Below are 22,771 nucleotides of genomic sequence, written 5' to 3' on the forward strand. Positions count from 1 at the left end.
CTAGCCGATGACGTAAGGAATGTTGGTGTACAGGTTGGTGATGTATTCCATGAACGAGCGGATCAGCCAGGGGCCTGCCCAGATCAGGGTTACCAGCATCACCAGCAGGCGCGGCAGAAAGCTCAGGGTTTGTTCGTTGATCTGCGTGGCCGCCTGGAACATCGCCACTATCAGGCCCACCACCAGGCTCGGCACCACCAGAATGGCCACCATCACGGCGGTTAGCCACAGCGCTTCGCGGAACAGGTCTACCGCTACTTCGGGAGTCATGTGCGTTCTCCTGGCTCGGGCCGGCTACGTGCCGCCAAAGCTGCTCGCCAAGGTGCCGATGATAAGGGCCCAGCCATCGATCAGAACGAACAGCATGATCTTGAACGGCAGGGAAATGATCAGCGGCGACAGCATCATCATGCCCATCGCCATCAGGATACTGGCGACCACCAGGTCGATGATCAGAAACGGAATAAAGATCATGAAACCGATCTGGAAGGCGGTCTTCAGCTCCGAGGTCACGAATGCCGGCACCAGAATGGTCAACGGCGCCTGGTCAGCCGAAGGAATATCGGTGCGCTTGGACAGGCGCATAAACAGCTCCAGGTCCGAGGAGCGCGTCTGCGACAGCATAAAGTTCTTCACCGGCACTTCGGCCTTGGCAATCGCTTCCGGTGCGGTCATCTGCTGGTTCAGGTACGGCTGCAAGGCGTCCCTGTTCACCTGGTCGAACACCGGCGCCATGATGAACATGGTGAGAAACAGCGCCATGCCGGTGAGGATCTGGTTGGACGGCGTCTGCTGCAAGCCCAGGGCCTGACGCAAAATCGAGAACACAATGATGATGCGGGTAAAGCTGGTCATCAGCATGACGAACGCCGGGATAAACGTCAGCGCCGTCATGATCAGCAGAATCTGCAGGCTGACCGAATATTCCTGCTGCCCTGCCGGGTTGGTGGTCATGGTGATGGCCGGCATGGTCAACGGGTCGGCGGCCAATACCATCGGTGCCGCCAGGCTCAATCCAATGGCCAGCAGCAGACGCAACGCACTCATCAAGGTTTGTCCTTCTGGTCCTTGCCCAACAGCTCCATCAGGCGCTGGGCGAACTCTGGCGTGGCCGCTTCGGTATCGGCGACGTGCACCGGCTCTTTCAGGGTGTGCAACGGGGTAATGCGACCGGCACTCAGGCCGAGCAAAATCTGTTCACTGCCCACCTGCACCAACACCAGCCGATCACGCGGGCCTAGCGCTTGACTGGCCACCAGCTTGATCACCTGGCCGCCACGCGGGCCGATCTGCTGCACCCGGCGCAGCAGCCAGGCCAGCACGAAAATCATGCCGATCACCAGCAAAAGGCCCAGCAGCACCTGCACCAGCTGGCCGCCCATATGCCCTTCGGCCATCGGCGTGGCGATGGGTTTGCCGGGCTCGGCGGCCTGCGCCAGCAGCGGCAGTGCCGAGGCCAACAGCGCCATCGGCAAACGTGAATACAGAGTGGTCATGGGTTAGCGCAGCTTCTTGATTCGTTCGCTTGGGCTGATCACGTCGGTCAGGCGGATGCCGAACTTCTCGTTCACCACCACCACTTCGCCGTGGGCAATCAGGGTGCCATTGACCAGCACATCCAGCGGCTCGCCGGCCAGGCGGTCGAGCTCGATCACCGAGCCCTGATTAAGCTGCAGCAGATTGCGAATGGTGATTTCGGTGTTGCCCACTTCCATGGAAATAGAAACCGGAATGTCCAGAATCACATCCAGGTTCGGCCCTTCCATGCTCACCGGCAGGTTGTTCTTCGGCGCGCTGCCGAACTCTTCCATCGGCGCACGCGGCGCGGAATTGGAGGCGCCGGCGCTCTGGTTGAGCATCGCGTCAATGTCGTCCTGGTTCGCGTCGCCAGCCTCGGAGAGCGCAGCAGCCCATTCGTCTGCCAGGGCCTGCTCTTCGGGGGAGGTTTCTTCTTCGTCTGCCATGTGTTCCTCGCCTTGCCTTAACCGGTGCGGTGCTAAATAAAGGGGTGCTGCAATCAGCGTTCAATGGGTTCCAGCACCTGGAAAGCCAGGTTACCTTTGTGCGCGCCAAGCTTGACCTTGAAGGCCGGTACGCCGCTGGCGCGCATGATCATTTCTTCGGGCATGTCCACGGGAATCACATCGCCCGGCTGCATATGCAGAATGTCGCGCAGCTTGAGCTGACGACGGGCAATGGTGGCGCCCAGGGGCACACTGACGTCGAGGATGTCTTCGCGCAGGGCCTTGACCCAGCGCTCGTCCTGGTCGTCCACGTCGGACTGAAAGCCGGCGTCGAGCATGTCGCGGATCGGTTCGATCATCGAATACGGCATGGTCACGTGCAGGTCGCCGCCACCGCCGTCCAGTTCGATATGGAAGGTCGACACCACCACCACTTCGCTGGGGCTGACGATGTTGGCCAGCGCCGGGTTCACTTCCGAGTTCATGTACTCGAAGTTCACATCCAGCACCGCGTGCCAGGCTTCTTTCAGGTCGATAAACGCCTGGTCGAGCACCATGCGCACAACGCGCAGTTCCGTGGGGGTGAACTCACGGCCTTCGATCTTGGCGTGGCGGCCGTCACCGCCGAAGAAGTTGTCCACCAGCTTGAACACCAGCTTGGCGTCGAGAATAAACAGGCCGGTGCCGCGCAGCGGCTTCATCTTCACCAGGTTGAGGCTGGTGGGCACGTACAGCGAGTGCACGTATTCGCCGAACTTCATCACCTGCACACCGCCTACCGCCACGTCGGCGGAGCGGCGCAGCAGGTTGAACATGCTGATGCGGGTGTAACGGGCGAACCGCTCGTTGATCATTTCCAGGGTGGGCATGCGCCCGCGCACGATGCGGTCCTGGCTGGAGAGGTCGTAACTCTTGACGCTGCCGGGGATGGCGGCGTCTTCGGTTTCCACCGCGCCGTCGTCGACACCATGCAACAGGGCATCGATTTCATCCTGGGACAACAGGTCTTGGACGGCCATGTGAGTTACCTACTGACAGTTTTTTGGAAACGGGATTATTGAAGAACGATGTTAGTGAACAGCACTTGCTCGACGGTGGTGTCGCCGACTTCTTTCTTGGCCAACTCCTGCACGCTGGCGGTGGCCAGCTGACGCAGCATTTCCTTGCCGACAGGCGTTGCCAGGTTGTCAAAACTTTGCCCGGAGAACAGCAACACCAGGTTGTTGCGCAGCACAGGCATATGGGCCTTGAGCGCATCGAGCTTGGCCTGATCGCGGGCCATCAGGGCGACGCTGACCTGCATATAGCGCTGACGACCATTAACGTTGAAGTTGACGATAAAGGCCGGGGCCAGCACCTCGTAAATCGCTTCTTTCTTGAGGGGTTTGCCGTCCGGGCCTTTACCCTCTTCACCCTCGGCTTGTTCACCTTCCTTGCCGACTTCAGCTGCAGGCGGTGCGCTCTTGTGCAGGAAAAACCAGGTAGCGCCCACGGAGCCACCAATGGCAATCAGCAGACCCACCACGATCAGAATGATCAGCTTCAGCTTGCCCTTGCCGGGCGCCGGCGCGGCGCCATCGGCCGGTGGTGCTGCTTTCTCTTTCTTAGCCATGCCAATAATCCGTCACTGATCGGAATTCTATCCGTGTTCAAAGGGTTAGGAGCAAGTGTTATGCCAGCTTGCCAGGCACGCTGGCTAACAAGCTGTTTTGCACGACAATTGCGCCCCAGTGGATACCACCAACATTGCCGGGGAATATACCAGCAACTTTGCCCTGCGCCGGTTTTCCGTCCGGCCTTTTTTCTAGCGCAGCGCTTGCTGGGGGCGCAGAAACAAGAACGCCCGCTTGCCAGTACGGCAAGCGGGCGTTGTCAGTCTAGTTCACCCCGGTGCGGCGAGGGTCAGGCGTAATAGTCGACCAGACCGCGACCACCGGCCACCGAACCGCTGCTGCGGATTTCGCTGGTACCAATGCTGATGTCCTCATCTCCCCCTCCAAAGCTGTTACGGCCCGAATCGCCCCGGCTCTGCTGCCCGTCGTTGCCGTTCTGGCCGTTCCAGCCGCGGTTCAGCGACTGGTCGGAGACGTTGACGTCCATGGTCATGCCTTGCTGGGTGAACATGTCGCGCAGGCGTTGCATCGATTCAGTCACCGCATCGCGCACAGCCATATGGGGGCTGGCGAAGGTCACCTGAGTGGCCGCGTCCTGAGCCATGTTGATGCGCACCTCGAGGCGGCCGAGGTCTGGCGGATCGAGGGCGATGTCAGCCGACTTAAGGTTCTGGCTGGACATCCACATCACCTTGTCCACCACCTCGTCGGTCCATACGCCTTGCTGCATGGACACCGGCGCGCCCGGCACCAGCGGCGTACGCTGAGCCTGGGTGACCTGCTGGTTTATCGCCTGGTTGAGGGCATTGAGCTTGCTGGCGGAGGCGTCGATATGCAGATCGGCATTGCTGTCTTTCAACGCCTCGATGCCGTCTTTGCCTTGTTCAAACAGGGCCAGCTCATCAGTCACCTTGCTCTCCCCGCCTTCGGGGTTGGCTGTTAGCTGCGCCATGGCTGCAGCGAAGTCCTGCCCCCCGGTCTGCCCCGCCTGGGCCGCCGACGGGTTGGTGCCAGCCTTCTGCACGGCGGCTTGCGCTTTAGCTGCCAGGTCCAAAACCAGATCGACACCCGGTAGCTCGCTCATGGCGTCCACCTGCGGGTCGTGGCCGTTGTCTTCAGTCTGGGTGATCTGGGGCGTAGCCAGGCCTGTGAGCGACAGCGGAATCTCAAGCGCCGCATCGCCTTCGCCCGTGGTCGGCAAGGCGCTGTCTTCGGTGGTCGGCTGCTGCATTTGCTGCCCGGCCATGGCCAGGAGAATCATCGGGTCGATCACCGGATCGGCCGGCGCCTGGTCAGTCGGCAAGGGATTGCCGCTATCGGCAACTGCCGGCTCTGCAGTGGTTGCCGCTGCCGGTGTTTCGGCGGCCGGTTCTTTATCGTCAGCCTTGTCATTGGCCTTGGAATTCTTGGCCTTGGTCGCCGCTTCATGGCGGTCGACAGCCTTGTCCTGACGTTCCTTGGCGTACACGTTGGCAAAGCTGGAAGCATCGTCCTTGCTGGGCTCGGCCTGTTTGGGCTGAGGTTTGGCAGACGCTGCCTGTGGCTTGGCCACCGGGGCGGAATTCAGGAGTGGATCTGAGGCAACGGACATTTAGCACTCTCTCCGTGCGGATGGGTCGTGCAGGAGAGGTAGCAAGCCTTGGGCCAACTCTGTATCAGCCTTGAAAACTACTGCGCTCGGCCATGCGGCGTTAAAAACAGACTCGCAATGCTCATCGGCTACAGCCAACTCCGCTTACTCGTCTGCTTTTGCCTTGCCTGGCCTTCGCTCGCTACGTTTTCTAATTCAATTCAGAGCGAAGAAAAACGCTGGCGTTCGGACTTGAGGAGGATGCGCACAATGGCGAATTCGCGTTCGATCTGCTCAAGCACCGCTGGCGCCTCGACCAGTACATCGGCGTTGCGCGAGTCGTCTTCCAGTTGCTTGCACAAAAGCGCCAGGGCCGGCGCACCCATATTGCTGCAACTTCCTTTGAAGCTGTGGGCGGCCAGGCGCAGCTCGTGGGCGTCGCTGTTGGCCAGGGCTTCGTGCAGCAGGCGCAGACGCTCTTCGGAATCGGCGATAAAGGTATCGAGCAAGAGCGGGTACTCGGCTTCCATGATGTCTTGCAAACCCGCCAGTACGGCGCTGTCGAGATGAATATCAGCCACCGGATCTCTCCCTGAGCAACACGCGAGCGATTATGCCTGATCGTTCCACGAGAACTCCACGCTCACGCCACGTCCGTCTGCGGCCCAGGTAGAGCGCTCGGTTAGTCGGCGGATCAGACCCAGACCCCGTCCCGATAGACTCTGCGCCGTGCGCTGGCGTTCCAACACCTGTTGCACATCAAAGCCCGTGCCGCTGTCCTCAACCTTGATCACCAGCCGCCCGCCGCTCGCTTCGGGCAGCAGTTGCAGGTGAAACCGCACATAGCCCTGGTCCAGCTCGGCCAGGCGTCGCGTGCGCTCGCGGTAGTAATGGGCAAAGCCTGGGGCATCGCATTTGAGTTGCGAGTCCAGCCCCAGCACCCCATGTTCCAGGGCATTGGAGTACAGCTCGGCCAGCACGCTGTACAGCGCCCCGCCTTGCAGACGCAGGCCCTGCACTTCCAGCAGCAGCTGCAACAGAAACGGCAGCGGGTTGAAGCGTTTGAGGGTCTGCGCGCGAAATTCGAAGCTGGCGGCCCAATCCAATGGGCTGCTCTGGCCGCTATCGGCAAAGGCCAGCGGTGGACGTGGCAGGGACTCGGCCTCCACCAGGCACACCTGGACCATGCTCACATCGTCTTGCGCCTTGCCGCGAAAGGCGCTGAGCGCCTGTTGGATTTCATCGAAGAGCAAATCGGGTTGGCGATTGGCAGCAAATACATTCAGCAGGCGCGACTCACCAAACAGCTGCTCGGCCGGGTTGCTGGTTTCCAGCACACCATCGGAGAGCAGAAACACCCGATCGCCCAACTCCATCGGGTAAATCTCGCAGGCGTCGTTGAAGTCCGACGGCTCCAACACGCCCAATGGCAAATGCCGCGACACCAGCGGCAAACGCTCGCCAGTGGCGATACGGTGCACGTAACCATCGGGCAGGCCACCGTTCCACACCTCGACGATACGGCGCTGAAAGCTCAGGTTAAGCAGCGTGGCGCAGCAGAACACGCCCACCGGCAGAATGCGTTTGAGCTTGGCGTTCACCTCGCGAAGAATTTCCGACAGCGAATAGCCCTTGGCCGTCATGCCATAAAACACTTCGGCCAGCGGCATGGCGCCAATCGCCGCCGGCAGACCGTGGCCGGTGAAGTCGCCTAGCAGCACGTGCATTCCACCGGAAGGTTTGAAGGCAGCCAGCAGCAGGTCGCCGTTGAATACGGCAAACGGCGATTGCAGGTAGCGGATATTGGGCGCATTCAGGCAGCCCGAATGGGCCACTTTGTCGAACACCGCCTTGGCTACCCGCTGCTCGTTGAGCAGGTGCTCGTTGTGCCGGGCGATCAGGTCGCGCTGTTCAAGCACCGTGGCCTGCAGGCGGCGCAGGCGGTCCATGGCCTTGATCTTGGCGTCGAGAATCACCCGGTTGTAAGGCTTGGCGAGAAAGTCGTCACCGCCGGCTTCCAGGCAACGCACCAAGGCTTCGCCTTCGGTGAGCGAGGTGAGAAAAATGATCGGCACCAGCGCTTCGCCTGCCTTGAGCTTGATGCGCCGCGCCGCTTCGAAGCCGTCCATCACCGGCATCAGGGCGTCCATCAACACCAGGTCCGGCTGCTCCTGGTCGAACATGGCCACCGCCTCCAGCCCGTTGCTGGCGGTGAGCACTCGATGGCCCTGACGGCTGATGATGCTCGACAGCAGCATGCGGTCGGCGGCGTTATCTTCGGCGATCAGGATGGACAGACGTGCGTCCATGCTCAACGGAACTCAGATGATCTTGAACAATTGTTCGAAGTTGGAAATGGCGAGGATCTTGCGCACGTCGGCGTTGCAGTTCACCAGGCTGATCTGCGCATGGTCACCGCCGGCGTGGTCACGTAGAAGCAGCAGCATGCCCAGCGCCGAGCTGTCCAGGTAGGTGGTGTGATCGAGGTCGACCACATAGCGCTTGGGCGTGAAATTGATGCGCTCGTAGGAATCGCGAAATGCTTGGTGGGCGCCGAAATCGAAACGTCCCTGAATGCGAATGGTCAGCTCTTGCCCGTCGCTGGACGGCAATGAAGTGATGGCCATGGAAGCTCCTCTACCCCAAAAAAAACCAAGTGAGTGATAACGCGAAAAAGCCTGACAACACAAACGCTTGTAGCTTCAAACACTCTAGCAGCAGAAATCAATTGCGCTCACGTTGCAACAGCCGCTGTGATAACTCGTCGAGCAATTTCTGTTCGCGCTTGTCGGCGGCCACACGGGCTTCGTCCATGTACTTCTGCACCAGCTTGCGCAGGCCCTCAAGCCTTGCGTATTTCTGCTGCCACAGTTCCCGCGCCTGATGGAGGTTGTTGCGGTGCCATTCCACGCTCTGGTTCTGCTGTTTGATGGCGGTTTCCAGCTGCGACAAAAAGCGCTGGTAGTTCATCATCCACTGCCCGGAAACCCCGTTCTTGCCCTCGGTAATCCACTGCTGCTGGTAGTCGCCCAGGTAGCGGTGCAGGTCTTGGAGTTTGCCTTCGGCCTGGTTGACCTGGGTCTGGCATTGGCCAAGGTTGCGCGCGGCATCACGCTCTTCGCGTTCGGCCATGTCCACCACCGGGGCCAGGCGTGAAGCTCGACTGGGCAAAGCCATTTAACGCGTAATCCTTGGCAGCCTATCAACGGGGCGGCGGCGCGGGACCAAACACCGCGGCGAGGGCTTCTTTGCTTTTCTGCAGGCTTTCATTGTCGTTGAGCCCCTGACGCAGGTAACTGACCATTGCGGCGTGGCGGGAAATGGCCAAGTCGGTTTCCGGGTCGCCGCCGGGCACATAAGCGCCGACGCTGATCAAATCGCGGCTTTGCTGGTAGCGCGACCACAGTTGCTTGAAGCGTTGCGCATTGCGCATATGTTCGGCGTCCACCACCGCCGGCATCACCCGGCTGATGGAGGCTTCGATATCGATGGCCGGGTAATGGCCTTCTTCGGCCAGGCGCCGGGACAATACAAAGTGACCATCAAGCACGCCCCGCGCCGAGTCGGCGATGGGGTCCTGCTGATCGTCGCCTTCTGATAACACAGTGTAGAAGGCGGTGATGGAGCCACCACCAGCTTCGGCATTACCGGCCCGCTCCACCAGCTTGGGCAGCTTGGCAAATACCGACGGCGGATACCCTTTGGTGGCTGGTGGCTCGCCGATGGCCAGGGCGATTTCCCGTTGTGCCTGGGCGAAACGAGTGAGCGAGTCCATCAGCAGCAAGACGTTTTTGCCCTTGTCGCGAAAGTACTCGGCAATACGGGTGCAATACATGGCGGCGCGCAGACGCATCAGCGGCGCGTCATCGGCAGGCGATGCCACCACCACCGAACGCTTGATGCCCTCCTCGCCGAGGATGTGCTCGATGAACTCCTTCACCTCACGACCGCGCTCCCCGATCAGCCCCACCACGATGATGTCGGCGTTGGTAAAGCGGGTCATCATGCCCAGCAGCACGCTCTTGCCCACGCCGGTACCGGCAAACAGGCCCAGACGCTGGCCACGCCCCACAGTCAGCAGGCCGTTGATGCTGCGTATGCCGACGTCCAGCGGGGTATCAATGGGGTGGCGGTTCAGCGGGTTAATGGTGGGGCCGTCCAGCGGCACCCAGTCTTCAGCCTTCATGCCGCCCTTGCCGTCCAACGCGCGACCGGTGCCGTCCAGTACACGACCGAGCATGGTCATGCCCATCGGCAAGCGGCCGCTGTCCGGCAACGGCACTACCCGCGCGCCCGGGGCAATGCCGGCCAGGCTGCCGACTGGCATCAGGAAGATTTTGCCGTCACCAAAGCCCATTACTTCGGCTTCCACCTGCACCGGGTGGTAGCTGCCGTTGTTGATCACCAGGCAACGGCTGCCCAGGGCAGCACGCAGGCCTTCGGCTTCCAGCGTCAGGCCCACCATGCGCAACAGGCGGCCTTCGACAATGGGTTGTGCCGGCAACTCGACCGCCTCGTTATAGCCCGCCATGCGTTTGGCGAAGCTGAGCCGGTTAAGTCGCATGAATGACCTCGGGCTTGTCCAGATCGATCTGGATGTCCGGCTCGGCCGGCGATGTGGCTTGCTCGCGCTGTTGTTCGAACAGCTGCTTGAGCATCTGCGCCAGGCGGGTCTCGATGGTGGCGTCGATTTGCGATTGCTCGGACTCCACGCGGCAACCGCCGGGCTGCAGGGTTTCATCTTCGAGCAGGCGCCAGGTTTCTTCGTGGCGATCACGCAGGGCCTTGATCAGCTCGAAGTCCTGCGGGTGAATATGAATGCGTACATTGGCCGCGCCCATGGGCAGCAGCTTGAGGGCTTCGCGCAGCACCTGGCGGATCTGGGTGGAGTCGGTGGTCAGCTCGCGCTGCACCACCTGCTTGGTCATATTGCTGACCAGCTGCACCAATGCCACTTCCAGTTGCTGATCTTGTTCGGCAATGGGTTCCATCAATTGCGTCATCAGCCGTTCAAGGCTGGCCAGCTTGTCGGCCAGGGCGGCGTCAGCCTCCTGCTTGGCTTTTACCTGGCCGGAACGCAAACCGTCTTTTTCGCCGGTGGAAAACCCTTCGTTGTAGGCCTCCTGGCGAATGACCTCCAGCTCATCGAGCGTCAAGGGTTTGACATCTTCGAGCTGCACCTCTTCGCCCTGAGCGTTTACTTCCGGCTCAGGTGCGGCGGGCGCGCTGTGCTCGGTCGCGGCCGGCGTCAATTCTTCGGCTGGTGCCTCGCCTTCGGGGTCGAAACTGGGCAACGCCCAGCGGGCCAGGCCACTGACATCCTTGGCGCGAATCAGCTCGCTTGGACCTTCCTTGTTGCTCATGTTTTGCCTTAAACCATTTCTTCGCCGCCTTTACCACCGAGGACGATTTCCCCGGCTTCGGCCATGCGGCGGGCGATGGTGAGAATTTCTTTCTGGGCGCCTTCGACATCGCTGACGCGCACCGGGCCTCGGGCCTCAAGGTCGTCACGCAGTAGTTCGGCCGCCCGTTTGGACATGTTCTTGAAGACCTTTTCTTTGATCGCTTCGTCGGCGCCCTTGAGCGCCAGTACCAGCACGTCGGACGATACTTCGCGCAGCAGCGCCTGGATACCACGGTCGTCGACATCGGCCAGGTTATCGAACACGAACATAAGGTCTTCGATCTGCGAGGACAGGTCTTCGTCCACTTCGCGGATGGAATCCATCAACTGCCCTTCTACCGAGCTGTCGAGGAAGTTCATGATGTCGGCCGCGCGCTTCACGCCGCCCATGGTGGCGCGCGAGGTGTTGGCGCTGCCGGAGAATTGCTTCTCGAGAATCAGGTTGAGTTCTTTGAGCGCCGCCGGCTGCACGGTGTTGAGCGAGGAGACGCGCAACACGATGTCCAGGCGCACCTTGTGGTCGAAGTGGCCGAGCACTTCGCCAGCCTGATCGGGGTCAAGGTAGGCCACCACGATGGCTTGAATTTGCGGGTGCTCGTAACGGATCACGTCGGCAACGGCGCGGGGTTCCATCCATTTCAGGCTGTCCAGGCCGCTGGTACTGCCGCCCAGCAGAATACGGTCGATCAGGCTGCCGGCTTTGTCTTCGCCCAGGGCTTGAGTGAGCATTTTGCGGATGTAGCTATCGGCGCCGACGCCCACGCTGGTCTGGTCGCCCACGGTTTCGACGAACTCGCCCATCACCTGCTCAACCTGCTCTTTCTGCACGTTGCGCATATGCGCCATGGCCACGCCGACCTTTTGCACTTCTTTCGGGCCCAGGTGCCGCAGCACCTGCGCAGCGTCGGTTTCGCCCAGAGAGAGCAACAGAATCGCGGCCTTATCGACCTTGCTCAGCTTGCCTGCAGGTGCGCGGTTCTCACTCATCGGCATTAATCCACTCTTTAACCACTTGTGCTACGCGACCCGGGTCTTCGGCCACCAGACCCTTGATCGCATTCAGTTGTGCATCATACCCCTCGGACGGGCTCGGCAGCATGATGCTGGCCGGGCCACCGAGGCTTACACGATCAGCGGACAGCTCGCCGTCCAGACCGCCCATGGCGCCCAGCTCGACGTCGCCGTCGCGGCCGTCGTGGCCCAGGGCGTTGCTGCCTTTGCCGCCACCGGTAATGTTGTTCAGCACCGGACGCAGCACGCCAAATACCAGTACCAGGATAAACAACACGCCCAGTACCTGTTTCACCACGTCCCAGAACCAGGGCTGGGTGTAGAACGGAATCGACTCGATCTCTTCGCCCTGGGTGGCGGTGAATGCCGAGTTGATCACGCTGACGCTGTCGCCACGGGCCGCATCAAAACCAACCGAGTCCTGCACCAGGCGGGTAAAGCGCGCCAGGTCGGCGGCACTCCACGGCACATGGGTCACTTCGCCGGTCTGTGCATTGATCTTGGCCTGGTCATCAACCACCACGGCTACCGATAGGCGACGCAGACGGCCCTGTTGCTGCTTGGTGTGGCTGATGGAGCGGTCCAGCTCATAGTTACGGGTGGCTTGCTCGCGTTTGTCGGCCGGGTATGGCGCAAGTTTAGGCTGGCCAGTGGCCGGGTCGACGATCTGCGTGCCATTGGCATCGAGCAGCGGTTGCCCAGCGGCAATCGGGCCGGCTGGCGCCGGAGCACCTGCGGCAGCGGTCTGCGGCGTGGTGGTCGGGCCAGGTGGCTGATTGCTCACCGCGCCGGGAATGCCTTGGGAGCCGGCTGCGCTGGAGCGCTCTTCATTTACTTTCTGTTCGCTGCGCAGTGCCGGCTGGTCGGGGTTGAACATTTCCGAGGTCGATTCAACCGCACTGAAATCCACGTCTGCCGACACTTCGGCCTTGTAGCGGCCGGCGCCGAGCACCGGTTGCAGAATGCTGTCCACGCGTTGGCTGAACATGCCTTCCATGCGCCGGCTGTAGTCGAACTGCTTGCCGGCCATGGTCAACTCGGAGAGTTCTTGCTGGTCGGAAAGCAGGTTGCCTTTCTGATCGACCACCGTAATTTGCGATTTACTCAATTCAGGAACGCTGGTGGCGATCAAATTGACGATTGCCATCACCTGACTTGGCTCCAGCGCACGGCCTGGATACAGCTCTACCAGCACCGAAGCGCTGGGCTTGCGGTCGTCACGAACGAACACTGAGCTTTTCGGAATAGCCAGGTGCACACGGGCCGCTTTTACGTTGTTGAGGCTGGACACGGTGCGCGCCAACTCGCCTTCCAGGCCACGGCGATAACGGGTGGCTTCCATGAACTGGCTGGTGCCCAGCCCCTGGTCGCCATCGAGAATTTCAAAGCCAACGTTGGCATCACGCGGCGCCACACCGGCTTGGGCCAGTTGCAGACGGGCACGGGACACGTCGCTGGCCTTGACCAGCAGCGCGCCAGAGTTCGGCTCCATGGTGTACGGAATATTGGCGGCAGTCAGGGTTTCCGTCACTTGTTTGGCGTCCATCCCTTCCAGGCTGCCATAAAGCGGACGGTAGTCCGGCTGCTGCGACCACAGCACCACGGCAAAACCAATGGCCACGCTGGCGGCCAAACCGACCAACAGGCCGATTTGCCGAAGCATGGTCATCTGCGACAGGTTGTCGAGGAACGTCAGGCCAAACAGCGGCTTTTTCGGTTCGTCGGAGCCTGTCTTTGCGGGTACGTTGCTGATCGCTGCTTCTGCCATTTCTTAACTCACTCTCACTATTCCAGGTCCAGGCCTGCGTGTTTTCGCGGGGTTGGGCGGGGAATTAAACCGGCATTTGCATTATGTCTTGGTATGCCTGAACGAGCTTGTTGCGTACCTGCGTCACCGCCTGGAACGAAACGCTGGCCTTCTGCGACGCAATCATCACGTCAGTGATGTCCACGCCACTCTTGCCAATTTCAAAGGCTTCGGCCAGTTGGCCTGCGGCTTGCTGGGTTTCGTTAACCTTGTTGACCGCCTGGCCGAGCATGTCGGAAAAGCTCGGCGCACCGATCTCTGCCGGCGCTGGCGCAACTTTTGGACGGGCCATGGCTTCCATTTGCATGGAGCGCATTTCCAACATTAGGCGATTGAACTCGACACCCTGACTCATGACACTTCTCCGGTGACCGCAGTTTTTTGACGCAATGCGGTGGGTAACCAGGGGATTGCAACAAGGGTGCCAAGAACAGAAGCCTGATTGGCAGGCATAAAAAAGGCGACCCGCAGGTCGCCTTTCCAGAGCAAGAAGGCCGCGCTTTTAGTGCGGGTACTTCTGGTGGAACAGCGCAATTTGTTTTTCTGGTTTTTTCTCTTCTTTCATCAGGCCGTACACCACGCGCTCGCCTTTTGGGCCACCGCCGATTTCGGTGTAGCTGAAGGTTGGCTCGCCGGTTTTGTACATGTCCATCATGTCGCCGTAACGAGCGAACACGTAGATCACGCCGTCTTTGCGAATCTCACCGTAGAACGGGTTGCCAGGCACCAGGCTCACTTCCAGGAAACGAGCAGCCGCGATGTCTTTCAGGGCCAGGTTCTGGTCTTCGGCTTTCAGGCCGAGGATGAGGGTGCGACCGAAGTTGTCTTTCTTGTCCAGCGGCTTGAGCACAGGCGCCTGGCCAGTTTGCAGGTACTGGGTAAAGACGGCGTAGTCGTCGAACACAACCACTTGGTCCTGGGTACGCACCTGATACCAATCAGTGTTGTTCAGCGCTACGTCCGGTGCCTTGGGCTTGGCAGGCGTCTGCGCCGTACTTGCGCAGGCGCTGACAGCAGCGGCCAGCAGAGCAATGGCAACGGGTTTGATGTAACGCGACGGGGTAAACAACATGGCAACTCCTCATGGGTAAACGCAGGCTTGCAAACTGCCCGAGTTCCGTGACGGAGGAATTAATTTTTGATGTATGAATCATGACAATAGGCGCGACCACTATCCTTCAAATCACCGTCGTTCCCGCGCAGGCGGGAATCCAGAGTCTCGTGTCTTGCTCGGTACTGCGCACAGCTCACTAATCTGGGTCCCCGCCTGCGCGGGGACGACGCAAGAGGGGCAGCGATCAATGCCCCGCGCTCGCCTGCGGCCCGGCCTTGGCGGTGAACGGTGGTTTGGCCAGCCAGACGATCAGAATCAGTGACATAAACATCCAGCCGAGCAAGGTGAAGTAGTCCACCGTCGACAACATATACGCCTGACTGGTGACCATCTGATCCAGCTGCGTATATGCCTGTGCACTGGCCCCGCCCAAGTTATGCAGCGCTTGCTGGGTGGCCGGGTCGTAGACGTTGATGCTCTCGATCATATAGGCGTGGTGCTGATCAGCGCGGCGTATCCAGATCCAGGTGGTGAGCGAGGCGGCGAAGCTGCCGCCCAACGTGCGCAGAAAGGTTGCCAGGCCCGAGCCCTCGGCAATCTGATTCGGCGGCAGGTCGGACAGCAGAATGGTCAGCGTCGGCATAAAGAACAGCGCCACGCCGATGCCCATAAACAGTTGCACCAGGGCAATGTGCTGGTAGTCCACATCGGTGGTGAAGCCGGCGCGCATAAAGCAGCTCAGGCCCATGGCCAGAAACGCCAGGCCCGCCAGCACGCGCAGGTCGAAGCGCGGGGCGTACTTGCCAATGAACGGCGACATCAGCACCGGCAAAATCCCCAGCGGCGCTGCGGCAAAACCGGCCCAGGTGGCGGTGTAGCCCAGCCGGGTTTGCAGCCATTGCGGCAGAATCAGGTTGATGCCGAAAAAGCCGGCATAGCCCAACACCAGCACCAGGGTGCCGTAACGGAAGTTGCGGTAGGCAAACAGCCGCAGGTTCACCACCGGGTGAGCATCGGTCATTTCCCAGATGACGAAGAAGGCCAATGCCACCACCGAAATTGCCGTGCCGATGATGATGAAGTTGGACTCGAACCAGTCCGCGTCGTTGCCCTTGTCGAGCACGATCTGCAACGCACCGACGCCTACAATCAACGCCATCAGCCCCACGTAGTCCATGGGTTGGCGGCTGGTCACCACCGGCCGCTCGGCCAACTGCTGACGCACCACAAAGGCGGCGAACAAGCCGATGGGCACGTTGATAAAGAATATCCACGGCCAGCTGTAGCTGTCGGTAATGGTGCCGCCGAGAATCGGCCCGGCAATGGGCGCCACAACCGTCACCATCGCCAACAAGGCGATGGCCATCCCCCGTTTCGCCGGCGGATAGATGGCGATCAACAACGTTTGCGCCATCGGGTACAGCGGCCCGGCGACCACGCCCTGCAATACGCGAAAACCCACCAGCTCCGGCATGGAACGGGAAATACCGCACAGAAACGAGGCCAGCACAAACAGCAGCGTGGCCCACAAAAACAGCTTTACCTCGCCGAAGCGGCGGCTGAACCAGCCGGTCAGCGGCAAGGCGATGGCGTTGCTCACGGCAAACGAGGTGATGACCCAGGTGCCCTGCTCCGAGCTCACCCCGAGGTTGCCGGAAATGGTCGGCAACGCCACGTTGGCGATGGTGGTGTCCAGCACCTGCATAAAGGTTGCCAGCGACAGGCCAATGGTGGCGAGCACCAGGCTGGGCGGCGTGAATGACGCTTTGGTATCCATGGCACGTCCTGCGGGGTAAAGCTCAGCGCTTAACGCTGAGCGGTTTTAGCCACGGCACTGTTTTGCTCAATCAACTGCTGGATCAGCGCATCGGCCTGGGCCAGCTGCTGCTGATACACATTGGTTTCCAGCGTCGGCTTTTGCGGCGGCTTTTGTGCCAACACCGGGCCGCTCTGGTCGTGCAGGTCGACATCCACCTGAGTCGACAGTCCGATACGCAGCGGGTGCTTGCTCAGCTCCTCGCTGTTGAGCACCACACGCACTGGCACCCGCTGGACGATCTTGATCCAGTTACCCGTGGCGTTCTGCGCAGGCAGCAAGGCGAATGCACTGCCGGTACCGGCACCGAGGCTGTCGATGGTGCCGCTGAACTTGACGTCGTCGCCGTAGAGGTCGGAGGTAATCTCCACGGCCTGGCCGATGCGCACTTCGCTGAGTTGGGTTTCCTTGAAGTTGGCGTCGATCCACAGCTGGTCCAACGGAATCACGGCCATCAGCGCGGTGCCTGGCTGCACACGTTGGCCCAGTTGCACGGTACGTTTGGCCACGTAGCCGGTGACCGGCGCAATCAGCGTGGTGCGCGCGTTTTCCAGGTACGCCTGGCGCAGTTGCGCGGCGGCCGATTGCACATCCGGATGGGAAGCGACGCTGGTGTCATCCACCAGCGCGCTGCTGGTGTTCAGGCGTTGCAAGGCATCGTTCAGCGAGCCTTGGGCGGCGGTCAGGTCATCACGGGCGTGGGACAGCTCTTCCTGGGAAATCGCGCCGCTGGCGGCCAGAGTTTTGCGCCGGTTGAAGTTTTCCTGTGCCTTTTGCACGGCAGCTTTCTGCGCAACCACCTGGGCTTTCTGGCCATCGACGTTGCTGTATAAGCCGCGGACCTGGCGCACGGTGCGGGCCAAATTGGCCTCGGCGCTTTGCAGCGCGACTTCGGCATCGTTGGGGTCGAACTTGAGCAGCACCTGGCCTTGCTGCACCAGGTCGCCATCGTCGGCGCCAATACTGATAACGGTGCCGGTCACCAGCGGCGAGATGGACACCACGTTGCCGTTTACATAGGCGTCATCGGTGCCGACGCTGAAGCGGCCATAAAAGTGGTACCAGGCCCAGGTGCCTGCGCTGGCGATCAACACCAGAACCAGCAAGCCCAGCAGCATGACTTTGCGTTTGCCTGGGTTCGCGTTCGTGCGTTCATTGTTTGCAGATTCAGAGGGTGCGGTAGGCGTGGCCATGGCGATTACCTTGTTTGTTCAGACTGAGGGGCGTTGCTGGCTGGGGTGACTGTGGCGAGGTGTTCGCCTTGGTAACCGCCCCCGAGGGCCTGCATCAGTTGGATCGACAAATCGATTTGCTCGGCATTCAGGCTGGCGAGCTGGCGTTGCGATTGAAGCAATTGCTGTTCGATGGTCAGCACGTCCAGGTAGTTGCCAATACCTGAGCCATAGCGTTGGGTGGCGGTGTTGAACGACTGCTGGGACACATCGGTGGCCCGTTGCTTGGCCACAATCTGCTGGGAGATGGCATGCAGCTGGTTGATGGTGTCGCTGACCTGGTTGAGGGCGCCGACCAGGCTTTTGTTGTACTGGGCAACGGCCAGGTCGTAGTCGGCATCACGGCTGTCGAGGTCGGCCCGCAAGCGGCCGCCGTCGAAGATCGGCAGCGAAATGGCCGGGGCAATATTGAAGAAGCGGCTGGGGGCGCCGAACAGCGAATCACCGAGCAGGGATTGCGTGCCGGCAGCGGCGGTCAGGTTGAGGTTGGGGTAGAACTGGGTTTTACCCGCCTCGATATCCTTGCTTGCCGCTTCTACCCGCCAGCGCGCGGCCACCAGATCGGGGCGACGGCCGAGCAGCTCGGCGGGCAATGAGGAAGGCAACGCGACGGCACTGGGTTGCAGCACGGCCGGGCGGGCAATCTCATTACCCCGGTCCGGGCCCTTGCCGAGCAACACGGCCATAGCCACGCGGGCGCTCTGCAGGTTTTTCTCGGCGTCGATCAGTTGTTCCTGCGAGCTGGCGGCCAGGCTTTCGGTTTGCTGGTATTGGTATTCGCTGTCGATGCCCGACTGCAGGCGACGCTGACCGAGGTCGAGCATGTCTTGGGTGCGCTTTACATCCTGCTGCGCGAGATCGCGAACGATAAAAGCTTGTCCCAGGTTGCTGTAGGCACGGGCGACGTCGGCGGCCAGCGTCAGGGCAGCGGCCTGGCGGTCGACCTCGGCGGCGCGGGCCTGGCCCAATGCCGCTTCCCAGGCAGCGCGCTCGCCGCCCCAGAGGTCGAAGGTGTAATTGAAACCAAGCTGGGCGCTGCGCAGGGTGCTGTAGGCACCGCCTTGGCCAAGCGGGTCCTGGTCGCGGGCCAGGCGCGAACGGCTGACGCTGGCTTGGGCATCCACACTGGGCATCCGTGCCGCGTCGGCGGCACTGGCAGCGGCGCTGGCCTGATGGGCACGGGCGCTGGCGATCTGCATATCCGGGCTGTCGCGCAGGGCTTCGTTGATCAGGCCGTCGAGCTGGTTATCGCCCAGGCTTTTCCACCAATCGCGCTGTGGCCAGGCGGCTGGGGACAGCGTTACGCCGTCGAGACTCTGCCCGGCTTTCAGGTTTTTTGCGTCCAGGCTGACGCCCTCGGTCTCCAGGCCACGAAAGTTGGCGCAACCGGCCAGCAGCATGGCGGCCAGCGTAAGGCTCAGGCCGGTTTTCACGGATTGCTTCATACGTCACCCAATCGTTCGCGGACGATGGTGTCCCCGGCTGCGAGCAGCATCTTTTTCAGAAGGCCTTCGAGGGTTTGCAGTTCCACTGGCGTGAGGGCCCTGGTGAAATCGTTCATGGCCGCCGCACCGATGGTTGGCAGCAAGGCGTTGAGCGCCCGCCCCTCTTCGGTCAGCGCCAGACGCACCTGGCGGCGATCGCTTTCGCTGCGGGTGCGGCCAATCAGGTTCTTTTGTTCAAGACGGTCGAGCATGCGCGTCATCGAACCGCTGTCCAGCGACAGGTGGCGGCACAGTTCGGCCGGGGTGTCGTAGCCCTGGAGGATGATCATCAGCACTTTGAACTGCGCAGCCGTCACGCCGTGGGGCACCAGGTAGCCGTCCAGAATGCGGTCTTTGAGCAAGGCAGCGCGCCCTACCAGCAGGCCGATGCGGATGTAATCGAAGTTTTCGGAGGTGTAATGGGTCATGGAATCACCGATAGCTGCCTAGGCAGGTAGTGGCGTCCAATTTACTGCCTAGGCAGTTAAAGTCAACGAAATAGTTAGCTTGCTAGCGGTTTATTTCGGATAGGTATGATCGAACCGTCCGATGAATCTCGGACGGCTTCTGGTTTTCGCGTAGGGAAAGGAGCTCACCTAAGGGCGGGGACGCCGCTGTGGATATCTGCGCCCCCCACCGCCGTGACAAGCTGCTAAAGGCCATAACGTCAGCGAGTCTGGGACATCGGCCGTCAGCTAAATGCGCACTTGAACACCATGGCCATCAAAACCGCTTGAGATTTGGCACAGGCAGATGCTGCAACGCTTCGTCAGCGGTTTTCCGTGGTAACCGAAAAACCGGCCCGTGAACTTCGCGGCATTCCATGCCTAGAACTGGAAGAAGCCGTATCGCCAAGAAAAGAAATCTGTTGCGGTCAGATGTTTGGCCATCGGCTGAAAGACCTTCCATCAATCCGTGAGGCCGTGACCAGTTATTGCACCGGGGCTGCAGAAAAACTAAGGGCACAACAGTCTGTATGCCATCAAATCCGAGTCAGCATTCGTACCGGATGTTTAACCCTGATGAAGCGAAATACGCAAACGGCGTAGTCCACCAACAGCCCTACCCTACCGATGACATTCGCGCTCTCGTTCAAGCTGCAATTGCGACTTTGGACAAGGTTTTCAGGCCAGGTTTTTCCTACAGCAAAGCCGAAGTCATGTTGCTTGGGCTATACAAACGCAACGAGGTGACCCAAGACCTTTTCACCGCTGGCCAAACATCAGCCAGCGAAAGAACCGTGGACGTGTTGGCCCGCATCAACAGCCGCTGGGGTAAGAGTTGCCTTAGACCGGCAAGGGTGCCAGGTGACCCGGAATGGGTCATGCGACGTGAAATGATGAGCCCTGGTTACACGACTAACCTTGGCCAATTACTGGCTGTTGGATGAGCTGATCGCGCGGTTCAAGCTACCATAACTGGACGTTACGCATGTACATCCATCCTGCCGTCAGGCAAGATTAGCTACGGTATCCTTATAACTCTCGCTGACTAATTCAACAGGGAAGTTCATGGCGAAGATAAGAAGTGTATTAATTAAAAATTTCCGCTCTATTGTTGAACTTGAGGTAAACGCCCAGGATTTAACAATCATCGTAGGCGACAATGATAGTGGCAAGTCCAATATATTACGGGCGTTAAATCTCTTTTTTAACGGCCATACAAATCCAGACACTCCATTCAACTTTACCAATGATTACAATCGGTACGCCGAAGTAAAAGAAAAAAAAGCAGCCGAAATAGTTATAGAACTCCGAATTGAATTACCCGCGAGTTATCGTGAAAACAACGGCGATTACATACACTGGTCCAAACGGTGGCGGTCTAGTGGATTATCTTTAAACGAAATTCATGGCGTACGCCTTAAAAAAAAGAAAAGAGGGAGTGGATTCATTGAAGAAAAGGTTGATTTATCCAACAAATCACGCGTTCGACCTCTTTTAAATAAAATACGATTTGAATATGTGCCTGCCGTCCGCAGTGCGGATTTTTTCAAAAACTTACGAGGCAGAATTTTTCAAGTAATAGCACAAGCTACAGAAGGCAACGTTAGGGCAAGCAGTGGCGCACTCGAAAATGTTATCGTGCAGTCGGTATCAGATTTGCTTTCAAGCATTTCCACCGAACTGAATGATAATTCAAAATTAAGCCTACCGAATGACCTAACTGCAATATTTGAAAGTCTGGACTTCTTAAGCGGCGAGAAGTTGATTTCTCTTGACAATCGTGGTGATGGTATCAAAGCGCGCTATATCCCCCTTATTTTGAAATTCATTGCAGAACAAGGAAGGGCCCGTTCGGGTATCGCCACAAACTACATCTGGGGTTACGAAGAGCCTGAGAACAATTTAGAATTCAAACGCGCCCAGGAGCTTTCGGAGTCTTTCAAAAAACTTGCTGAAAGTGATTTTTCACAGGTAATTCTGACCACGCACTCACCTGTTTTTTACAACATGCATTTGCAGGAAGATTGCGTGGATTTTTGCAATGCTTACCATGTTGCGCATCATGGGGTGAGCATCGGGACAACAGCTACTCTTGCCACCGAGACAGTGCAAACATTAGACGAATCCATGGGGGTGATGACTATAATCGCGCCTTATATACAAGGCGCCCAGAAAGCGTTGGCCGAGGCAGTAATTCAAGCCGAAAATTTACAAGTCCAAATTGAACGCATGGAAACTGTCAAACCTACACTATTCGTAGAAGGATCTACTGAACACCTAATTTATCAGAACCTAATTGACCGATTCAGACCTCATCTAAACGACAAGATTTTTCTAGCTGAGCCGCCTAAACGTGCCGGTGCCAATTACGTGGCAAATATGTTACGTTCTTGGGAATATCGAATCAAGCACTGCGCTAAAGATCAACGAGTACGTGCGGCGGGTATCGTCGATCGTGACGATGAAGGCATCGGCGCCTGCGAAAGATTTAAAGATGAATCGACAGGGTTTTCTCATGTAAAACTCTGGCAACTAGACGTCCCAAACCATTTAGATAAATTATATGCGGAAGGAATTAAAATCCCCGTTTGCTTAGAAGAGTGCTGGCCTCAAGAGTATTGGGAATTAGCCGAACAATCGGGTTGGCTTATTGATAGGCCGAAAAAGAATATTTTTAGCGAGCATGTTTTACAGAAACTGGTAGATCAAGATCTAAAGTTCAGTGAATACTTCGATCCAGCTCATGCCATTTACTTCCACAACGTCGCCAACCCTGATGTGAACACGCATATAAAAAAAATATGGGCAGAACATATGATCTCGCTACACGACGATGAGCTTGAAACTGCTGCCGCGTCCATTCTAAAAATGCTAGACAAGGTAGCGAAGGATTTGTTACCGAAACAGGCTTAAACACCTTTAAAAACCGCGCTGTTCAATACAAATAGGCTCTAAGTCTATGCCAGAGCAGGTGCCTTAAAATTCATAAAAAAAAAGGGCCAGAACGGCCCTTTCATGCATCTGTTTATCACGGCATTTCAGCAAGCCTTGCCTCTAAAGCTATACACTCAAGCAAATGCACCTTCTTGTCGAGGACTTAGCTAAGAAAGGAATTCAAATCAAATTCGATAAAGAGAACCTTTTCTTCACCGGTGAACACCATCCAACTCAGGAACTGATGCTTTCCATCATGGGTTCGGTTGCACAATTCGAACGCGCAATGATCCGTGAGCGTCAACGTGAAGGCATTGCCAAGGCAAAATAAAATGGAACGTACAAAGGCCGGTCCAAAAAGATTGAAGATGTAGCCATTCGGCAGCACGTCGGTCCGGGGAATAGCTTCAGGTCAACTGCAAAGTACCTTGGCGTA

At 58.9% G+C, this 22,771-nt stretch carries 24 protein-coding genes and 1 pseudogene; 4 read left to right on the forward strand and 21 right to left on the reverse strand.

The features are described 5' to 3' along the window. From fliQ to PKE98_RS23490, 21 genes are all read right to left on the reverse strand, one after another. Positions 1-270 carry a flagellar biosynthesis protein FliQ gene (fliQ, locus tag PKE98_RS23390; RefSeq protein ID WP_108097033.1) on the reverse strand — a complete coding sequence of 90 codons (270 nt, stop codon included), beginning with the start codon at positions 268-270 and terminating at the stop codon, positions 1-3. Between the two features lie 24 nt (positions 271-294). After that, a complete protein-coding gene (gene fliP / locus PKE98_RS23395; protein ID WP_271197824.1) occupies positions 295-1,047 on the reverse strand; it encodes a flagellar type III secretion system pore protein FliP in 753 nt (250 codons plus the stop codon). Next, a complete protein-coding gene (gene fliO / locus PKE98_RS23400; protein ID WP_271197825.1) occupies positions 1,047-1,496 on the reverse strand; it encodes a flagellar biosynthetic protein FliO in 450 nt (149 codons plus the stop codon). The genes fliP and fliO overlap by 1 nt, the downstream gene beginning before the upstream one ends. Positions 1,497-1,499: 3 nt before the next feature. Continuing rightward, entirely contained in the window at positions 1,500-1,964 is a 465-nt protein-coding gene (gene fliN / locus PKE98_RS23405; RefSeq protein ID WP_271197827.1) for a flagellar motor switch protein FliN, read from the reverse strand. Between the two features lie 53 nt (positions 1,965-2,017). Then, on the reverse strand, positions 2,018-2,983 hold the full coding sequence (gene fliM, locus PKE98_RS23410; RefSeq protein WP_271197828.1) for a flagellar motor switch protein FliM: 966 nt from the start codon (positions 2,981-2,983) through the stop codon (positions 2,018-2,020). A gap of 35 nt (positions 2,984-3,018) precedes the next feature. Next, positions 3,019-3,576, reverse strand: coding sequence for a flagellar basal body-associated protein FliL (gene fliL / locus PKE98_RS23415; protein ID WP_271197830.1), 558 nt, complete (start codon positions 3,574-3,576; stop codon positions 3,019-3,021). Between the two features lie 290 nt (positions 3,577-3,866). After that, positions 3,867-5,168 (reverse strand): flagellar hook-length control protein FliK, encoded by a 1,302-nt coding sequence (locus PKE98_RS23420; RefSeq protein ID WP_271197831.1) that lies wholly within the window; start codon positions 5,166-5,168, stop codon positions 3,867-3,869. Between the two features lie 200 nt (positions 5,169-5,368). Further along, a complete protein-coding gene (locus PKE98_RS23425) occupies positions 5,369-5,728 on the reverse strand; it encodes an Hpt domain-containing protein (protein WP_271197832.1) in 360 nt (119 codons plus the stop codon). A gap of 30 nt (positions 5,729-5,758) precedes the next feature. Further along, positions 5,759-7,456 (reverse strand): ATP-binding SpoIIE family protein phosphatase, encoded by a 1,698-nt coding sequence (locus PKE98_RS23430; RefSeq protein ID WP_271197833.1) that lies wholly within the window; start codon positions 7,454-7,456, stop codon positions 5,759-5,761. Positions 7,457-7,468: 12 nt separating this feature from the next. Beyond that, entirely contained in the window at positions 7,469-7,774 is a 306-nt protein-coding gene (locus tag PKE98_RS23435) for an STAS domain-containing protein (RefSeq protein ID WP_271197834.1), read from the reverse strand. A gap of 97 nt (positions 7,775-7,871) precedes the next feature. After that, entirely contained in the window at positions 7,872-8,324 is a 453-nt protein-coding gene (fliJ, locus tag PKE98_RS23440) for a flagellar export protein FliJ (RefSeq protein ID WP_271197835.1), read from the reverse strand. Between the two features lie 25 nt (positions 8,325-8,349). Then, positions 8,350-9,711 carry a flagellar protein export ATPase FliI gene (gene fliI / locus PKE98_RS23445; RefSeq protein WP_271197836.1) on the reverse strand — a complete coding sequence of 454 codons (1,362 nt, stop codon included), beginning with the start codon at positions 9,709-9,711 and terminating at the stop codon, positions 8,350-8,352. Further along, on the reverse strand, positions 9,701-10,510 hold the full coding sequence (fliH, locus tag PKE98_RS23450; RefSeq protein ID WP_271197837.1) for a flagellar assembly protein FliH: 810 nt from the start codon (positions 10,508-10,510) through the stop codon (positions 9,701-9,703). The genes fliI and fliH overlap by 11 nt, the downstream gene beginning before the upstream one ends. An 8-nt stretch (positions 10,511-10,518) precedes the next feature. Next, complete coding sequence (gene fliG, locus PKE98_RS23455) at positions 10,519-11,538, reverse strand: flagellar motor switch protein FliG (protein WP_271197838.1); 1,020 nt, start codon at positions 11,536-11,538, stop codon at positions 10,519-10,521. Further along, a complete protein-coding gene (gene fliF / locus PKE98_RS23460) occupies positions 11,531-13,330 on the reverse strand; it encodes a flagellar basal-body MS-ring/collar protein FliF (RefSeq protein WP_271197839.1) in 1,800 nt (599 codons plus the stop codon). The genes fliG and fliF overlap by 8 nt, the downstream gene beginning before the upstream one ends. Positions 13,331-13,394: 64 nt before the next feature. Continuing rightward, positions 13,395-13,724: a flagellar hook-basal body complex protein FliE gene (gene fliE / locus PKE98_RS23465; protein ID WP_271197840.1), complete on the reverse strand. Its 330-nt coding sequence runs from the start codon at positions 13,722-13,724 to the stop codon at positions 13,395-13,397. 147 nt (positions 13,725-13,871) lie between these two features. Next, positions 13,872-14,441: a hypothetical protein gene (locus PKE98_RS23470; protein ID WP_271197841.1), complete on the reverse strand. Its 570-nt coding sequence runs from the start codon at positions 14,439-14,441 to the stop codon at positions 13,872-13,874. Between the two features lie 226 nt (positions 14,442-14,667). Continuing rightward, positions 14,668-16,200, reverse strand: a complete 1,533-nt coding sequence (locus PKE98_RS23475) for a DHA2 family efflux MFS transporter permease subunit (protein ID WP_271197842.1) — start codon at positions 16,198-16,200, stop codon at positions 14,668-14,670. 29 nt (positions 16,201-16,229) lie between these two features. Next, the gene (locus tag PKE98_RS23480) at positions 16,230-17,432 is read right to left on the reverse strand and encodes an HlyD family secretion protein (protein ID WP_271197843.1); all 1,203 of its coding nucleotides are present in this window, start codon (positions 17,430-17,432) and stop codon (positions 16,230-16,232) included. 5 nt (positions 17,433-17,437) lie between these two features. Further along, a complete protein-coding gene (locus PKE98_RS23485) occupies positions 17,438-18,916 on the reverse strand; it encodes an efflux transporter outer membrane subunit (protein ID WP_271197844.1) in 1,479 nt (492 codons plus the stop codon). Then, positions 18,913-19,383, reverse strand: coding sequence for a MarR family winged helix-turn-helix transcriptional regulator (locus PKE98_RS23490; RefSeq protein WP_271197845.1), 471 nt, complete (start codon positions 19,381-19,383; stop codon positions 18,913-18,915). Before PKE98_RS23490 ends, PKE98_RS23485 begins: the two co-directional genes overlap by 4 nt. 450 nt (positions 19,384-19,833) lie before the next feature. On the opposite strand from PKE98_RS23490, the gene PKE98_RS27255 reads away from it, so the two are divergent. The 4 genes and pseudogenes from PKE98_RS27255 to PKE98_RS23510 form a co-directional block, all read left to right on the forward strand. Continuing rightward, entirely contained in the window at positions 19,834-20,004 is a 171-nt protein-coding gene (locus tag PKE98_RS27255; RefSeq protein WP_271197864.1) for a DinB/UmuC family translesion DNA polymerase, read from the forward strand. Further along, positions 19,965-20,345: a DUF4113 domain-containing protein gene (locus PKE98_RS23500; protein WP_271197846.1), complete on the forward strand. Its 381-nt coding sequence runs from the start codon at positions 19,965-19,967 to the stop codon at positions 20,343-20,345. Before PKE98_RS27255 ends, PKE98_RS23500 begins: the two co-directional genes overlap by 40 nt. Positions 20,346-20,466: 121 nt before the next feature. Further along, the gene (locus PKE98_RS23505; protein ID WP_271197847.1) at positions 20,467-22,314 is read left to right on the forward strand and encodes an ATP-dependent nuclease; all 1,848 of its coding nucleotides are present in this window, start codon (positions 20,467-20,469) and stop codon (positions 22,312-22,314) included. A gap of 163 nt (positions 22,315-22,477) precedes the next feature. After that, a pseudogene (locus PKE98_RS23510) lies at positions 22,478-22,663 on the forward strand (recombinase family protein); the annotation flags it as partial. Between the last annotated feature and the right edge of the window lie 108 nt (positions 22,664-22,771).

This window comes from Pseudomonas turukhanskensis (assembly GCF_027922365.1).
Lineage (GTDB): Bacteria > Pseudomonadota > Gammaproteobacteria > Pseudomonadales > Pseudomonadaceae > Aquipseudomonas > Aquipseudomonas turukhanskensis.

Excerpts from the sequence above, each read along its gene's own strand:
- fliQ (WP_108097033.1), bottom strand. The coding sequence starts at position 270 with ATGACTCCCGAAGTAGCGGTAGACCTGTTCCGCGAAGCGCTGTGGCTA.
- fliP (WP_271197824.1), bottom strand. The coding sequence starts at position 1,047 with ATGAGTGCGTTGCGTCTGCTGCTGGCCATTGGATTGAGCCTGGCGGCA.
- fliO (WP_271197825.1), bottom strand. The coding sequence starts at position 1,496 with ATGACCACTCTGTATTCACGTTTGCCGATGGCGCTGTTGGCCTCGGCA.
- fliN (WP_271197827.1), bottom strand. The coding sequence starts at position 1,964 with ATGGCAGACGAAGAAGAAACCTCCCCCGAAGAGCAGGCCCTGGCAGAC.
- fliM (WP_271197828.1), bottom strand. The coding sequence starts at position 2,983 with ATGGCCGTCCAAGACCTGTTGTCCCAGGATGAAATCGATGCCCTGTTG.
- fliL (WP_271197830.1), bottom strand. The coding sequence starts at position 3,576 with ATGGCTAAGAAAGAGAAAGCAGCACCACCGGCCGATGGCGCCGCGCCG.
- PKE98_RS23420 (WP_271197831.1), bottom strand. The coding sequence starts at position 5,168 with ATGTCCGTTGCCTCAGATCCACTCCTGAATTCCGCCCCGGTGGCCAAG.
- PKE98_RS23430 (WP_271197833.1), bottom strand. The coding sequence starts at position 7,456 with ATGGACGCACGTCTGTCCATCCTGATCGCCGAAGATAACGCCGCCGAC.
- PKE98_RS23435 (WP_271197834.1), bottom strand. The coding sequence starts at position 7,774 with ATGGCCATCACTTCATTGCCGTCCAGCGACGGGCAAGAGCTGACCATT.
- fliJ (WP_271197835.1), bottom strand. The coding sequence starts at position 8,324 with ATGGCTTTGCCCAGTCGAGCTTCACGCCTGGCCCCGGTGGTGGACATG.
- fliI (WP_271197836.1), bottom strand. The coding sequence starts at position 9,711 with ATGCGACTTAACCGGCTCAGCTTCGCCAAACGCATGGCGGGCTATAAC.
- fliH (WP_271197837.1), bottom strand. The coding sequence starts at position 10,510 with ATGAGCAACAAGGAAGGTCCAAGCGAGCTGATTCGCGCCAAGGATGTC.
- fliG (WP_271197838.1), bottom strand. The coding sequence starts at position 11,538 with ATGAGTGAGAACCGCGCACCTGCAGGCAAGCTGAGCAAGGTCGATAAG.
- fliF (WP_271197839.1), bottom strand. The coding sequence starts at position 13,330 with ATGGCAGAAGCAGCGATCAGCAACGTACCCGCAAAGACAGGCTCCGAC.
- fliE (WP_271197840.1), bottom strand. The coding sequence starts at position 13,724 with ATGAGTCAGGGTGTCGAGTTCAATCGCCTAATGTTGGAAATGCGCTCC.
- PKE98_RS23470 (WP_271197841.1), bottom strand. The coding sequence starts at position 14,441 with ATGTTGTTTACCCCGTCGCGTTACATCAAACCCGTTGCCATTGCTCTG.
- PKE98_RS23475 (WP_271197842.1), bottom strand. The coding sequence starts at position 16,200 with ATGGATACCAAAGCGTCATTCACGCCGCCCAGCCTGGTGCTCGCCACC.
- PKE98_RS23480 (WP_271197843.1), bottom strand. The coding sequence starts at position 17,432 with ATGGCCACGCCTACCGCACCCTCTGAATCTGCAAACAATGAACGCACG.
- PKE98_RS23485 (WP_271197844.1), bottom strand. The coding sequence starts at position 18,916 with ATGAAGCAATCCGTGAAAACCGGCCTGAGCCTTACGCTGGCCGCCATG.
- PKE98_RS23490 (WP_271197845.1), bottom strand. The coding sequence starts at position 19,383 with ATGACCCATTACACCTCCGAAAACTTCGATTACATCCGCATCGGCCTG.
- PKE98_RS27255 (WP_271197864.1), top strand. The coding sequence starts at position 19,834 with ATGTTTGGCCATCGGCTGAAAGACCTTCCATCAATCCGTGAGGCCGTG.
- PKE98_RS23500 (WP_271197846.1), top strand. The coding sequence starts at position 19,965 with ATGTTTAACCCTGATGAAGCGAAATACGCAAACGGCGTAGTCCACCAA.
- PKE98_RS23505 (WP_271197847.1), top strand. The coding sequence starts at position 20,467 with ATGGCGAAGATAAGAAGTGTATTAATTAAAAATTTCCGCTCTATTGTT.